Origin of the sequence: Nitrosomonas sp. GH22 (genome assembly GCF_009833115.1) — a bacterium.
In the GTDB taxonomy this organism is placed as follows: Bacteria; Pseudomonadota; Gammaproteobacteria; order Burkholderiales; family Nitrosomonadaceae; genus Nitrosomonas; species Nitrosomonas eutropha.
The window spans coordinates 1-14,832 of sequence record NZ_QRCA01000043.1; the positions used below are offsets into that span (position 1 = coordinate 1).

General features: G+C 50.4%; 11 protein-coding genes, 1 pseudogene and 1 other annotated feature. Of the genes and pseudogenes, 6 read left to right on the plus strand and 6 right to left on the minus strand.

Annotated features, from left to right (window positions below; all coding sequences use genetic code 11):
* Positions 1-441: pseudogene (locus tag ABF86_RS11250) on the minus strand (transposase); the annotation flags it as partial.
* Positions 47-163 (minus strand) — a sequence feature (AL1L pseudoknot). Its footprint overlaps the pseudogene before it by 117 nt.
* 57 nt (positions 442-498) lie before the next feature.
* On the opposite strand from ABF86_RS11250, the gene ABF86_RS11255 reads away from it, so the two are divergent.
* The gene (locus tag ABF86_RS11255; RefSeq protein WP_204987599.1) at positions 499-729 is read left to right on the plus strand and encodes an HrgA protein; all 231 of its coding nucleotides are present in this window, start codon (positions 499-501) and stop codon (positions 727-729) included.
* A 109-nt stretch (positions 730-838) separates the two neighbouring features.
* Here ABF86_RS11255 and ABF86_RS11260 read toward each other — a convergent pair whose 3' ends face one another.
* Both ABF86_RS11260 and ABF86_RS11265 read right to left on the minus strand, forming a co-directional pair.
* Entirely contained in the window at positions 839-1,402 is a 564-nt protein-coding gene (locus ABF86_RS11260; RefSeq protein ID WP_074684977.1) for an NAD(P)H-dependent oxidoreductase, read from the minus strand.
* 43 nt (positions 1,403-1,445) lie between these two features.
* A complete protein-coding gene (locus ABF86_RS11265) occupies positions 1,446-2,351 on the minus strand; it encodes a D-hexose-6-phosphate mutarotase (RefSeq protein WP_074684978.1) in 906 nt (301 codons plus the stop codon).
* A 142-nt stretch (positions 2,352-2,493) separates the two neighbouring features.
* On the opposite strand from ABF86_RS11265, the gene ABF86_RS11270 reads away from it, so the two are divergent.
* Complete coding sequence (locus ABF86_RS11270; RefSeq protein ID WP_074456043.1) at positions 2,494-5,337, plus strand: aconitate hydratase; 2,844 nt, start codon at positions 2,494-2,496, stop codon at positions 5,335-5,337.
* A gap of 120 nt (positions 5,338-5,457) precedes the next feature.
* Here the strand turns inward: ABF86_RS11270 and ABF86_RS11275 are convergent, their stop codons facing one another.
* Positions 5,458-6,729: a glycerate kinase gene (locus ABF86_RS11275; protein WP_074684979.1), complete on the minus strand. Its 1,272-nt coding sequence runs from the start codon at positions 6,727-6,729 to the stop codon at positions 5,458-5,460.
* Positions 6,726-9,563 carry an excinuclease ABC subunit UvrA gene (gene uvrA / locus ABF86_RS11280; protein ID WP_074684980.1) on the minus strand — a complete coding sequence of 946 codons (2,838 nt, stop codon included), beginning with the start codon at positions 9,561-9,563 and terminating at the stop codon, positions 6,726-6,728. The genes ABF86_RS11275 and uvrA overlap by 4 nt, the downstream gene beginning before the upstream one ends.
* Positions 9,564-9,637: 74 nt before the next feature.
* Here uvrA and ABF86_RS11285 point away from each other — a divergent pair, with 74 nt between their 5' ends.
* The 4 genes from ABF86_RS11285 to ABF86_RS11300 all read left to right on the plus strand — a co-directional run bounded on the left by ABF86_RS11285 (position 9,638) and on the right by ABF86_RS11300 (position 14,340).
* Entirely contained in the window at positions 9,638-11,044 is a 1,407-nt protein-coding gene (locus ABF86_RS11285; protein WP_083341436.1) for an MFS transporter, read from the plus strand.
* The gene (locus tag ABF86_RS11290) at positions 11,045-11,512 is read left to right on the plus strand and encodes a single-stranded DNA-binding protein (protein WP_011635430.1); all 468 of its coding nucleotides are present in this window, start codon (positions 11,045-11,047) and stop codon (positions 11,510-11,512) included. It begins immediately after the preceding gene.
* A 203-nt stretch (positions 11,513-11,715) separates the two neighbouring features.
* The gene (locus tag ABF86_RS11295; RefSeq protein ID WP_074684981.1) at positions 11,716-13,506 is read left to right on the plus strand and encodes an ABC transporter ATP-binding protein; all 1,791 of its coding nucleotides are present in this window, start codon (positions 11,716-11,718) and stop codon (positions 13,504-13,506) included.
* 96 nt (positions 13,507-13,602) lie between these two features.
* Entirely contained in the window at positions 13,603-14,340 is a 738-nt protein-coding gene (locus tag ABF86_RS11300; RefSeq protein ID WP_240142321.1) for a cytochrome c, read from the plus strand.
* Here ABF86_RS11300 and ABF86_RS11305 read toward each other — a convergent pair.
* Positions 14,329-14,832, minus strand: a 504-nt coding sequence (locus ABF86_RS11305; protein ID WP_160803612.1) for an integrase core domain-containing protein, incomplete at its 5' end; no start/stop codon positions are given. The two genes, ABF86_RS11300 and ABF86_RS11305, sit on opposite strands and share 12 nt — an antisense overlap.

The window sequence follows — 14,832 nt, forward strand, 5'->3', positions numbered from 1 at the left end:
GCAAAGCCGGATTACGCTGTTGCGCGGAATATCGCCGATACCCTGATGGGGCGACCTGCAAAACCTTGCAGATCGGCTCGACCCCATGGGCGTCGCGGTACTGGTCGATGAACGATCTCAGGATTTGAGTTTGCGGTCGAGCTCCGCCTGAGCGAAAAAAGCACTGGCCAGCTTCAGAATCTCATTCGCCTTGCGCAATTCCTTTACTTCGCGTTCCAGGGCTTTGATGCGGTCGCGCTCTTCGCTGGTCACACCGTCTCGCAAGCCGGTATCAGTCTCGTGTTTGCGCACCCATTCAAGCAATGTGTGGGCTGAACAGCCGATCTTCGGCGCAATGGATTCAATCGTCGACCACAGCGAGGGATACTCACTGCGGTGTTCCTGCACCAGACGGACTGCGCGCGCTCTTACTTCGGGGGAATATTTATTTGATTTGTTCATGGCTCCATCTTCTCAGATAGTGGAGCCTCCTCAAAACCCGGGGCGGTTCAATTGCGGATGCTGTTCGCCGCGCACGGCATCGGCTTGATCAAACTGGATGCCGAGAACCCGACAGAAAGTCAGGTCTTGATTCCGGCTCGCGAGCGCGACGAGATCGACTGGGATATGGCCAACCGGCTGGCAACCGAGAACCGGGACTTTCTGGATTACGTGAAGCTGGTGAAGCAGTTCTACCAGACTGGCGAGGCGCGCCCAATGGACTGGGATGTCCATGAGGAGAAGGATTGAAAGCCTATTCCAGATAATCGACGACGAGGGAGATTCATCATGCATCCAGCCAGTTATTCAGGGCAGATTAGGTATCCACCCCGAACAGAAGCTGCTGGCAACAGCAGTATTACCGCAGTGTTTTAAGCGCCTGCGCCCATTTGTACAGTTCATCCAGCAAGGTTGTCGCAGCACGGAGATGAGAATCAATTGGGATGAAGTGTTTGCTTTCATCAATGTGTGTGGAAACATTCTGGATGGTGACGGCTTCCACTATTGGCATGATTTTCAGGGTAGTCAGCGTTTGTTTCAGAATCTGGGCCGCACGCAATCCGCCTGATACACCGCCATAACTCACAATCCCGGCAGGTTTGTAATTCCATTCCTTGTAAACGTAGTTGAGCGCGTTGAGCAGTGAGGGCGGTGGGCCGAAATTGTATTCCGGAGTCACAAATACATAGGCATCAGCTGCGTGGACACTGACTGCCCAGTCTTTGGTATGCGCGTGCTGATATTGCTGGCGTACTGGGTGTTCCGGCTCGTTGTACACCGGCAGATTAAATTCCGCCAGGTCTACCGGTACCACGTCAAATTTGCCATGCTGGACAGCGGCTTCGCAGAACCATTGTGCGACATGAGGCCCGATGCGCCCGGGGCGAGTACTACAGGTGATAATGTGAAGTTTTAAAGCCATTGTTTTTCCTTGTTTTCAAACAGAAAATTCTGGAGATTTTCTGTCAGTCCTGCTCAATCCGGTAATTGGCAACCAACCGGAACTCACTGCCGGGCTGGATATGAACCCGGTCTGTCGCGGCATTGGTGGTTTCCACACAAATAAAACGCAGGTAATCATCATCTTCCAGATCTGCCATTTCTGTCGAGATCTTTGCCCAGGGATTCCACACAACGGCGGTTCTGTTCCCTTTAGAAGTGATGCGGATACGGCGTTTTCGAGCTGTATCGTGAATGATGAGATTGCTATCGACTGACTGGTAAATTCGGTCCACTTCCGCCTCAATGGTGACAGCACCGATCTGGTTTTTTTCCAGGTTATCGTGCACTTTATCAATATAGCGAGTGTTTTCCAGGCTGGATACATGTGTCTGCCGAATATCCCCTACGTTGAAGTAGGTATGAAAAGCCTGTGTGATCGTACATACTTGTGAGCCCGGATTGCGAGTGATCAGCTCTAGATTGAGCGTATCGCTAATGGTAATTTCCAGTCTCAAAATGAATGCGCGTGGCCAGATGGATCGTGTTTCTTCGGTATCGGTTGATCCCAGTACGATTCGAGTGCCGTTTTCCGGGGTTGTGGATGTTTCGATGATATCCCACATGCGATTGCGCATAAAACCATGTGCTGATCGCCCTTTACCTTCCGGATCCGGGCCAAACCATGGCCAGCAAATCGGCACACCGCCTTTGATTGCCTTGCCCTGTTGATAATAGGCGCGCTTGCTTAAAAACAGAAGATCATCTTGCGCATGTATCGGCCGGAATGCAAGCACCTGTCCGCCGTAAATCGAGATCAGTGCATTGGCCTTTTCATTCTTGATATGAATAAAGGGTAAACCCCCTTCCCCCTCTTTAAAAACTACCTGCTCCCCAATTCCGTATTTTTGATTTAGTTGTTCGATATTCATTATTCTCCCGTTTAAAAATACAAAAAAGCTGTAACCATCGGTGTCAGGTCAAGTATTTGGTCGCAGCCAGTGGCGAATGATAAACTTAAACGGTTACTGCATAAATACAAAATGCCCGTCGTCTCTTACTCAAGGAATCATCATGGCCCACAATTTATTCAATAGCTTAAGTACGTTACCTCTATCTAACGGTGAAACAATCCAGTTTTATTCGCTTCCTGCGCTTGAGGCAGCCGGGTTGGGAACCATCTCGCGTTTGCCAGTTTCCATCCGGATCATACTGGAATCTATTCTGCGTAATTACGATGACAAGAAAATCACTGAGGCTCATGTCAAACAACTTGCTAGTTGGCAGCCAAGAGCAGAACGCACTCAGGAAATACCGTTTGTCGTGGCGCGTATCGTATTACAAGATTTCACCGGGATACCGTTGTTGGTTGATCTGGCCGCAATGCGCAGTGTAGCCAAGAGATTGGGAAAAAATCCGGAGTTGATCGAACCGCTAGTACCGGTAGATCTGGTGGTGGATCATTCAATTCAGATAGATTATTACGGTGATAGCCAAGCACTCGCACGGAACATGGAAATCGAATTCCAGCGCAATCGGGAACGCTACCAGTTCATTAAATGGGGTATGCAAGCATTCGATACATTCGGCGTGGTTCCTCCCGGAATTGGTATCGTACATCAGGTCAATCTGGAATATCTTGCGCGTGGCGTACATCAAAAGGATGGATTTATTTATCCGGATACACTGGTTGGAACTGATTCACACACCACAATGATCAACGGTATTGGCGTGGTGGGATGGGGGGTGGGAGGAATCGAAGCCGAAGCGGGTATGCTTGGGCAACCGATCTATTTCCTGACGCCAGATGTAGTCGGCGTCAATCTAACAGGGCATCTGCAGGAGGGAGTTACCGCGACTGATCTAGTGCTGACAGTCACAGAAATGCTACGGAGAGCCAATGTAGTGGGCAAGTTTGTTGAATTTTTTGGTGAAGGTGTTACTTTGCTGAGTTTGCCGGATCGCGCCACGATTGCCAACATGGCTCCTGAATACGGTGCAACCATGGGCTTTTTTCCAGTAGATGATGCAACACTTGCCTATTTCCGATATACCGGTCGTACAGAAGAAGAAATCGATGCTTTCGAACGCTATTTCAAGGCGCAAGGGCTGTTCGGCATGCCACGTCATGGGGATATCGATTACAGCCAGGAGCTCGCCTTGGATCTAAGTACTATCACACCTTCATTGGCTGGGCCGAAGCGCCCGCAGGATCGCATTGCACTCAAAGATCTAAAATCTACTTTCACTGAATTATTCAGCAAACCTATCAAGGAAAATGGCTACGGCAAAGCGGCAGAAGTATTGGGAAATACTTATACCACCCGCGACAAGCATGCACAATCCAACCTTTGCGTTGCACCCGACAGCAGTCAAAGTGAATCTGCATTACTACCTGGAAGTGCGCGCAATGTGGTCGAGATGGCCAATAACCGCCCTACCCCTCAAACTGCCACCAACGGCACACCGATCCAACCAATCGAGTTGCGCCACGGTGACATACTGATTGCTGCCATTACTTCCTGCACCAATACTTCCAATCCAAGTGTGCTAATTGCTGCCGGTTTACTGGCAAAAAAGGCAGTGGAAAAAGGCCTGGCAGTCAAAAAACATATCAAGACTTCACTTGCACCTGGATCACGTGTCGTTACAGAGTATCTTCGTACTGCCGGTTTGTTACCTTATCTTGAACAGCTCGGTTTTAACGTGGCCGGTTATGGTTGCACAACCTGTATCGGAAACTCAGGACCACTGCGAAAAGTGATCGAAGAAACCGTTGTCAAGGATGATCTGGTATGCGCAGCGGTATTATCCGGTAACCGCAATTTCGAGGCGAGGATTCACTCCAATATTCGCGCCAACTTTCTTGCATCTCCTCCACTGGTGGTGGCCTATGCTATTGCTGGAACGGTACTGAGGGATCCGACAAGCGAACCACTGGGAGAGGATAAAGATGGCAAACCTGTTTGGTTGCGCGATATCTGGCCAACTAACGTAGAAATCGAATCCATGATGAAATTTGCGACCCAGGCGGAAACTTTCCGTCGCTTATACAGCGATTTCACTCGGGATCATACACTTTGGAACGATATCACCTCGGCTACCGGTAAGTTGTATGACTGGCCGGATTCCACTTACATCGCCGAACCACCCTTTTTTGAAGATTTTTCCCTGGAAATAGATCAAACCAAAGCACCAGATGCCATTCATGGCGCACGTACGCTGGCAATTCTCGGTAATTCAGTTACAACCGACCATATCAGCCCTGCCGGCGCCATCATGGAATCTTCGCCTGCAGGGCAATATTTACTGGCACATGGCGTTGCCCGGGCAGATTTCAATAGTTATGGCTCGCGTCGAGGGGATCATCGCGTCATGATGCGCGGCACATTTGCTAATGTGCGTATCAGAAATCTGATGGTGCCTGGCAGTGAAGGCAGCGTTACGTTGTACTATAACGATGGTGATCGTGACGGGAAGGAAATGAGTATCTTTGATGCAGCCATGCAGTATATTCAGGATGGCATACCAACCATAGTATTTGCCGGTAAAGAATATGGCGCTGGTTCAAGCCGTGATTGGGCAGCTAAAGGCCCACAATTGTTGGGCGTCAAAGCAGTAATCGCGGAGAGTTACGAACGTATCCACCGCAGCAACCTGATTGGCATGGGCGTGCTCCCGCTGCAATTCAAAGAAGGGGATAGCATGGCTTCTCTGGGTATTCAGGGCGATGAACGATTTGATATTCTGGAGCTGGGTGATCTTCAACCGCAACAAGAAATTACACTGGTCATTCACAGCCAGGATGGTTCGCGCCGGGAAGTCAGATTACGCAGCCGTATCGATACCGCGATTGAAGTGGATTATTATCGTCACGGCGGCATTTTGCAGTATGTGTTAAGAAAAACTTACGCGTAAATTGCTTTAAAACCAGTAGGTATCTCTACAGGATTTGATATCCTGGGTATCCAGCCCTTTTTCCAGTGGGCCGGATACTTGATTCATGTACCAAGACATAAACCTATCCAATATTTAGGGCTACAAAACCAGAACAACCCGGTAGTCATTAACATTGGTGCGGGTTGGGCCGGTGACAATCAGATCATCCAGTTGGTCAAAGAAAGTCCAGGCATCATTGTCATCAAGCAATCTTACTGGATTAACGTCGGCCTGCTCTACTCGATTGAGGGTATCTGGTGTGATTACTGCACCGGCGTTGGTTCCGTTGCCGTCGATTCCGTCAGTATCGCAAGCCAATGCGTAAACTTCTTCCAGTCCATTGAGTGCGATGGCGAGCGAGAGCAGAAACTCGGCATTGCGCCCGCCCCTGCCAGAACCTGTTACCGTTACCGTGGTTTCTCCACCGGAAATCAAGGCTACAGGCGGTTTAAACGGGTTGCTGTAATGGCGTATTTCCCGCGCAATGGCTGCATGCATTTTGGCGATTTCCTTTGCCTCCCCAGTTACGGTGTCACCGAGAATCAGCGGTGTAATGCCTTGTGCACGAAAAAACTGTGCAGCCGCCGCGAGTGATTGCCGCGCCGTAGCGATTATCCGGTTTTTCACGTTCCTGAAAACCGGATCGCCTAGTTTGGGGGTTTCGTTACTGCCTGTATTGACATTTTTCTGCAGGATTCCCATGGTTTGCGGAGCAATGTTAATTGCATAACGCTCTATCAGTGCCAGTACATCCTGCCAGGTGGAGGGATCTGGCGCACAGGGTCCGGATGCGATGGAGGAAGGATCGTTATTGGTGACATCCGAGATGATCAGACTGTGTACCGGTGCCCGGCTGGCGGCTGCCAATCTGCCACCCAGTACGACAGATAAATGCTTGCGCACGATATTGATTTCCTGGATTGCCGCGCCACAACGCAATAACTGGCGGGTAATTGATTTCAGTTCATCCAGCGTTACTCCGGGAATGGGCGCAGACAGCAGACTGGACCCCCCGCCACTGAACAGTCCCAGCAGCAGATCATTTGGCGTGAGTATGCGTGCCGATTCCAGCATGGCGCGCGCTGCCATTTCACCTTGTGTATCCGGTACCGGATGACTGGCCTCAATCACCATGATGTTGTTCGTCGCCAGACCATGACCATAAGGCGTCACCACAATCCCTTCCAGGGGATGATCTGCTGGCCAGTTCTCTTCCACTGCGCGCGCCATGGCGGCAGCCGCTTTGCCAGCACCAACCACCAGCGTGTTCCCGCGTGGCGGTTCAGGCAGATGACAAGGCACAATTTTCAGCGGATCAGCTGCATTAACAGCAGCATGAAAACTATCAAGCAGAAGTTCGCGCGGATTCATGAAGAGGTTTGGGTAGTACTGGAAAGCAATGGCTGGAGAAACTGTCCGGTAAAACTGCCAGGCATCGCTGCCACGGCTTCCGGTGTGCCCTCGGCGATGATTCTACCGCCTCCGGCACCACCTTCCGGACCAAGATCAATAATCCAGTCAGCCGTTTTAATAACGTCCAGATTATGTTCGATAATAACCACAGTATTCCCGTTATCACGCAGGCGGTGTAGCACTTTGAGCAACAGATCGATATCCTGAAAATGCAGACCAGTCGTTGGCTCATCCAGAATATAGAGTGTGCGGCCAGTATCACGTTTGGATAATTCCAGAGAAAGTTTAACGCGCTGCGCCTCACCACCAGATAGCGTGGTGGCAGATTGTCCCAGCGTGATATATCCCAGTCCCACATCCAGCAAGGTTTGCAGCTTGCGGGCAATCACCGGCACTGCTTCAAAAAATATATGTGCGTTTTCAACGGTCATTTGCAGAATTTCGTGGATATTTTTACCCTTGTATTGAATCTCCAATGTTTCCCGGTTGTAACGCTGTCCATGACACACATCGCAGGCAACATAAATATCCGGTAAAAAATGCATTTCCACCTTAATGACACCATCCCCCTGGCAGGCTTCACAGCGTCCGCCTTTGACATTAAACGAAAATCGGCCTGGCAGATAACCGCGTTCTCTGGCTTGCGGCACACCGGCGAATAATTCACGCACTGGGGTGAACAGGCCGGTGTAGGTGGCGGGATTGGAACGGGGGGTACGTCCGATCGGGTTTTGGTTGATATCAATCACCTTATCGAAAAAGCCCAGCCCATCAATTTCCCGGTAAGCCGCCGGGTCAGTCAAGCTGCCGTACAAATGCCGCGCCACAGCGCGATACAGCGTATCGTTAATCAAAGTGGATTTTCCCGAGCCTGAAACACCCGTCACACACACCAGCAGTCCGACCGGCAAATCAAGCGCAACCTGTTTGAGATTGTTACCACTTGCTCCGCGTATGATCAGTATTCTTTCCGGATCAGGAGGTGTACGCGCAGCTGGGATAGCAATGGCTAACTTTCCGGAAAGATACTGCCCGGTCAATGAGGCAGGATTTTCCTGAATAGCTGCGGGCGTGCCCTCCGCAACCACACGTCCACCATGTTCACCGGCGCCGGGGCCCATATCGACGACATGATCTGCCAGCAGGATGGCGTCCTGATCATGCTCCACCACGATAACGCTATTGCCGAGATCGCGTAGATGTTTGAGGGTTTCCAGTAAACGTTCATTATCACGCTGATGCAGACCAATCGAAGGTTCATCCAGCACATACATGACACCGGTCAAGCCAGAGCCGATCTGGCTGGCAAGGCGAATACGCTGCGCCTCTCCGCCGGAAAGCGTATCGGCGGATCGATTAAGTGAAAGATAGTCCAGCCCGACATTGTTGAGAAACTGCAGACGGCTGGATATTTCCTTGACAATACGCTCTGCGATGGCCTGCTTATGGCCTTCCAGCTTCATTTCATCAAAAAACTGTTTGGCCTGCCGCAACGGCCAGGCACTGATTGCAAAAATTGTCTCACCATTCACTGTAACGTGGCGGGCCTCACGGCGCAGGCGTGTACCTTCACATTCCGGGCAGACGCGCGCATTGATAAATTTGGCCAGCTCTTCGCGTACAGTTTGTGATTCAGTTTCCCGATAACGGCGCTCCAGGCTGGGGATAATGCCCTCGAACACATGCGTTTGCTGATTGGCTTTGCCTTGCTCATTGAAGTAAGTAAAGGTGACTTTTTCCTTGCCGGAACCATACAACACAACCTGTTGTGCAGCCTCACTCAATTGCTCGAATGGAACTTCAAGATTGAAGTGGTAATGCGTTGCCACTGCCTGCAACATCTGGAAATAGAACTGATTACGCCGATCCCAGCTTTTGATAGCGCCTGTGGCCAGTGATAAATACGGAAAAGCCACCACCCGCGCCGGATCGAAAAAAGTGATCTGCCCCAATCCGTCACAGCGATGACACGCACCAGCAGGATTATTGAAGGAAAATAGACGCGGTTCAAGCTCGGATAAGGCATAGCTACATACCGGACAACTGAATCTGGCAGAGAATAGGTATTCCTTACCGGTATCCATTTCTACCGCTATTGCCTTGCCCTCAGCATAGTGCAAGGCCATTTCAAAAGATTCTGCTAGGCGCTGTTTGATCTCCAGTGAAATCTTGAGACGATCTATCACCACTTCGATCGTATGCTTCCTATTTTTCTGCAACTTCGGCAGGGCGTCGATATCATGCACTTCCCCATCCAGCCGGACGCGCACAAACCCTTGCGAACGCAGCTGATCAAACAATTCCAGCTGCTCGCCCTTGCGCCCGGTTATTACTGGTGAAAGAATCATCAACCGGGTATCTGCCGGTAATGCCAGTACCTGATCAACCATTTGCGAAACACTTTGTGCCGCCAGCGCAATGCCATGCTCTGGGCAATGCGGCTCCCCCGTCCGGGCGAACAGCAAGCGCAGATAATCATGTATTTCGGTGACTGTCCCCACGGTGGAGCGCGGGTTGTGCGAAGTGGCTTTTTGCTCGATGGAAATGGCGGGTGATAACCCTTCGATCAGATCGACATCCGGTTTTTCCATCAATTGCAAAAACTGCCGTGCATACGCAGAAAGTGATTCAACATAACGCCGCTGGCCTTCCGCATACAGCGTATCGAAAGCCAGCGAAGATTTGCCGGAGCCGGATAGCCCTGTGATCACAATCAGCCGGTTGCGCGGCAGATCAAGGTCTACGTTTTTAAGATTATGTGTCCGTGCACCACGGATCCTGATGAATTCCATCGGCTACCTAAGAAAGAGTCAACCTGATAATATACCCAACTTCCCGCTTTTATCACAATTCACAATTACGCTTCATGTCCGCAACATCTGCATCCAGAACAGCAACCAAACTTCCTGAAAAAATGTCCCGGGTGGAGCTGCGCGCATCCATCAGCCTGGCAGGCGTCTATGCACTTCGCATGTTCGGCCTGTTTATTATTCTTCCGGTTTTTACTTTCTTCGCCAAAGATCTGCCAGGAGGAGACAGTTACACGCTGATCGGTATCGCGCTGGGTGCTTACGGATTGACGCAGGCGATTCTGCAGATTCCATTCGGCTGGCTGTCTGATCGCATCGGGCGCAAGCCGGTGGTGTATCTCGGCCTGATCCTGTTTGCCGTGGGCAGTTTTGTCGCAGCATCAGCAACCGATATTTACTGGGTTATTTTCGGGCGCGTCATCCAGGGTGCCGGTGCTATTTCAGCCGCAGTCATGGCGCTGGCAGCTGATTTGACACGGGAAGAACATCGCACCAAGGCGATGGCAATGATTGGAGTCAGCATCGGCGCAGTATTCGCACTGTCACTGATATCTGCGCCTATCCTGAATCAATGGGTCGGTGTCCCGGGCATTTTCGCCCTTACCGGCTGTCTGGCTATACTGGCGATGCTGGTCATGTATAAGGTAGTACCTGACCCAGCGATCAGCCGCTTTCATTCCGATACCGAGGTTACTACCAGCCGCTTTGGTAACGTGTTACGTGATCCGCAACTGCTGCGATTGAACTATGGGATTTTTGCCCTGCATGCGGTCCTGATGGCACTCTGGCTGGTGGTACCAGTATCCCTGCGGGAAACCGGCATGGCCGCTGCCCACCACTGGCAAGTTTATTTGCCCGTCATGGTAGGCGCGGTGATATTGATGGTGCCTGCCATTATTTATGCCGAGAAAAAAGCCCGGATGAAACCGATTTTCATTGCTGCTGTGGCGTTATTGTTACTGGCACAGGTGTTACTGGCGATCTTCAATACTTCTTTTTGGGGATTGGTTTTCGCATTACTGGTCTTTTTCACCGCATTCAATCTCCTGGAAGCCAGTCTGCCTTCACTGATTTCGAAAATTGCACCAGTTGGCGCTAAGGGAACCGCCATTGGCGTTTACAGCAGTACCCAGTTTCTAGGTGCGTTTGTTGGCTCCAGTTTGGGCGGTTACTTGTTCCAGCATTTTGGCTTTTACGCCATGGCGATCATGTGCAGCGGGTTGTTGATTATTTGGTTGATACTGGCCACCACCATGCAGGCACCGGCAGCTGTCCGTTCCAAAATGTATCAGGTCGGAGAAATGAATTCCGAACAGGCCAATGACTTATCACGCGAATTGGCAGCCCTGCCGGGAGTGTATGAGGCGCTTGTACTGGCCAATGAACAGGTGGCTTACCTGAAGGTTGATCTCAAGGGTTTTGATGAAGAAAAAGTGGTTCAGTTATTGGAAGGAAATAGATAAATGGCTTCACTAAATAAAGTTATGTTGATTGGCAATCTTGGCCGCGATCCGGAAATCCGTTACATGCCCAGCGGCGATGCCATGGCAAATCTGAATATTGCCACTACCGATACCTGGAAAGACAAGGGGGGCGAGAAACAGGAGCGCACCGAATGGCACCGGATCGTTATGTTTGGCAAGCTGGCTGAGATTACTGGAGAATATCTGAAAAAAGGCTCACAGATTTATATCGAAGGTCGCTTACAAACGCGCAAATGGACTGATAAATCCAACGTGGAACGCTATACCACCGAAATCGTTGCCGACCGTATGCAAATGCTTGGCGGCCGCTCAGGTGGTGGCAGCGGTGGTAACTATGATCCACCAGCCGACCAAGGTAACGAATATTCAAGTAACACACCTGCTAAAACTGGCACTACAGGTAGCAGCACAGGTTTTGACGATATGGAAGACGATATCCCGTTTTGAGATATACCTAGTCGGTTGATGTAAATAAACCCGGGCAAACTTATCGCTCGTCCGGGCTCCGGTTTTTATCTTCCACACACTGACCCTAACGTGTCAGTTGGTTTGATCACTGCATCTGTACATCGCCATCTTGCTTTGTCAGTTGTACAAGCCTCATATCCTTATTACCATGAGGCCCAAATACTCTTTTCCTGTTGTTTCTGATGAATGAAACCCACTCTTCCCCGCACGCCCCAGCGTTGCCGGGCGAACCGATTCCTTTTCTGCTGCATTTTTTCAGGCATTACTCCGGCTGGTGTGCGCTGGTTGTGCTGTTGGAAATCGGTTCTTCGGCCAGCGGTATTTTGACACCGTATGCCATCGGCCAGATTGTCGGCGGGGTAACGGATGCGATCAATGTGCGGGAACAGATCTTTGCTGCCGTTGCCTTTCCACTCGGGCTCTATATCATGCTTAACCTGAGCGAAGTGCTGTTCAGTCGTGCCAGCGCCTCTTGCCGGATTGTTGTTGCCCCGCGTTTGCGCGCACAGGTAACCAGCGAGCTGTATGCATACCTGCAACATCATTCGCATCGTTTTCTCAGCAACAATTTTGCCGGTGCGCTGGCCAGCCGTATTTCAGAAACTTCCACCAGCGTTAACATGACATTGTGGACGCTGGTATTTGATTTTCTGCCGATTGTCGTCACACTGACGGTATCAGTCGCTCTGCTGTGGTATGCCAGCATTCCGCTGGCCTTGTTTACGCTAGTATGGGCATTACTCTTTCTGAGTATTTCTTATCAGCTGGCACGACGTTGCCGGCCATTGGCGCATAAATCGGCCGAGGCACGCAGTATTACAATTGGCAAAGTGGTAGATGCTGTTACCAATCTTGCCAGTGTGCGGCTGTTTGCCATGCTGGGCTTTGAGCGCGATTACCTAAAAAATTTTCTGAATAATGAAATTACTGCGGCGCGACGCTGGCTCTGGTCCAACGAGAGAATCCTCTGGTTTCAATATTCGCTAGCACTAATCCTCAAAGTGGGAACATTGCTGTTTGCGCTATGGCTATGGCAGCGGAATCAGATATCGGTCGCTGATTTTGTGATGAGCATCAGCCTTTCATTGCTGATCATCAATGAAGTGCGCAATATCAGCCGTCGTTTCATTGATCTGTTTGAATACATCGGTAATATCACCAATGGGGTGTACACCATCGTGCGTGAACACGAGATCACTGATCCCCTTGGAGCAAAACCGCTGCAAGTTACCCAGGGTTGTATTGAATTGCGTGATGTTACCTTCAGCTATGTTCCTGGCAGCCCGGTATTTGAAAATCTCAATCTGCGGATTGAAGGCGGGCAGCGTGTTGGGCTGGTAGGATATTCTGGTTCTGGTAAATCTACCTTGCTGAATCTGATTTTGCGGCTGTATGATCCCCAACAAGGCAGTATTCTGATTGATGGCCAGGATATCCGGAACATTACCCAGCAATCTCTGCATGCACAAATCAGCTTGATTCCGCAAGATCCGGGGCTGTTTCACCGCACACTGTTGGAAAACATCCGCTATGGCCGTCCTGATGCCAATCAGGAAGAGATTGAACTGGCGGCACGTGGCGCGGATGCGCATGAATTTATCGAGCGCATGCCCAGCCAGTATGAATCACTGGTGGGCGAGCGTGGTGTAAAGCTCTCTGGTGGCCAGCGGCAGCGTATCTCCATCGCCCGGGTGATCGTAAAAAATGCGCCGATTCTGATCATGGATGAGGCCACTTCCAGCCTGGATTCGGTGACCGAACAAGCCATCCAGAACAGCCTGGCTACACTGATGCAAAACAAGACTGTTATCGTGGTTGCGCACCGCCTTTCCACCATTGCACACCTGGATCGCATTCTGGTGTTCCGCCACGGGCGTATTATTGAAGACGGCAGCCATGCCGAACTGCTGGCTGCCAATGGCGCCTACACCCAATTGTGGACCCGGCAGACAAACGGATTTCTGGTTGAATAAATGGAACAAGATCCCAAACATTTTCTTAATCGGTATTGCAATCAACATATTCGCATTATGCTCTATTGCAGATGCTTGATACTGAGTGTGTGTTTGATGATCGGCCTTATCCATCCGGCGCATGCACAAGCTGATGCAATGGATACCCTCATCAAATTTAAAAATCAGGATAACATCGTCCAATCGCTAAAACCAGAGGAGCTCGATACCTTTACCAGGCGGACAATATTGAATGTTTTTGAAGTGCACGAGCATAGGGACCGTCAATATAAGGCTTATCCTGTGCGGCCCGTTTTGGATCAGATTTTTGGACAAGCCTGGAGAGCTGCAGACGAGATTGTCTTTAGCTGCAAAGATGGCTATCAGCCCAGTATTCCGGTTGCGAAGTTTCTCACTTATGACGCCTATCTTGCAGTTGCCAGCGCAGATGGTTCCCCTTTTATACTGGGTAACACGCTGCAAAATCATGAAGTGGTGGAACTGGGGCCGGTTTATCTGGTATGGGATAACCTGAAATTCCCTATCCTGCTTGAGGAAGGCGCTGCCGATATGCCGTATCAGATCATTGGCATTGAGCTCGCTTCTTTTGCCACCCGTTTCCCGGGGATGTTTCCGCCAGCGCGTGTTTCTGCCGAAGTCAAACGTGGTTTTCTGCATTTCCGCAAATATTGCATGGCGTGCCATACCATCAACGGACAAGGCGGGGGAAAAGCGCCTGAATTAAATTACCCGGTCAGCGTAACCGAATACTTCAAACCAGAATACCTGAAACGCTGGATTGATGATCCGGCCAGTCTACGCTACAACACGACTATGCCGGCGCTAGCTGTTTAGTCCCACGGTGTGCTGGAATGGGTCAAAGATAAAACGATCTGGCTCATTTTTCCAGATTTTGCAGATGTATTCATAGGGTGTTAGGCCTTTGAGAGCTTTTAGTCTTTTGGCGAAGTTATAAGCCATCACAAAGCGATGGAGATGGGCCTTCAACTGATCGTGTGAGTCGTAATAATACCGTTTTACAGTCGCATCCTTGATGGTTCGATTCATGCGTTCAACCTGACCATTGGTCCAGGGATGGTTGGGTTTGGTGAGACGGTGCTCGATGCCGTTGATCTGACAACACCTATCGAACATATGCGTTACATACTGAGCCGTTGGCCCATTCCGATAACGCGCCGGGAACGTAAACTGGATACCGTTATCAGTCAGGATTGTATGGATCTTGTAGGGAACAGTCTCGATCACGGCCTTCAAGAAGGCGGTTGCCGTGTTGCGGTTGGCTTTGTTCTGGAGTTGAACAAAAACGAACTTTGATGTCCGGTCAAT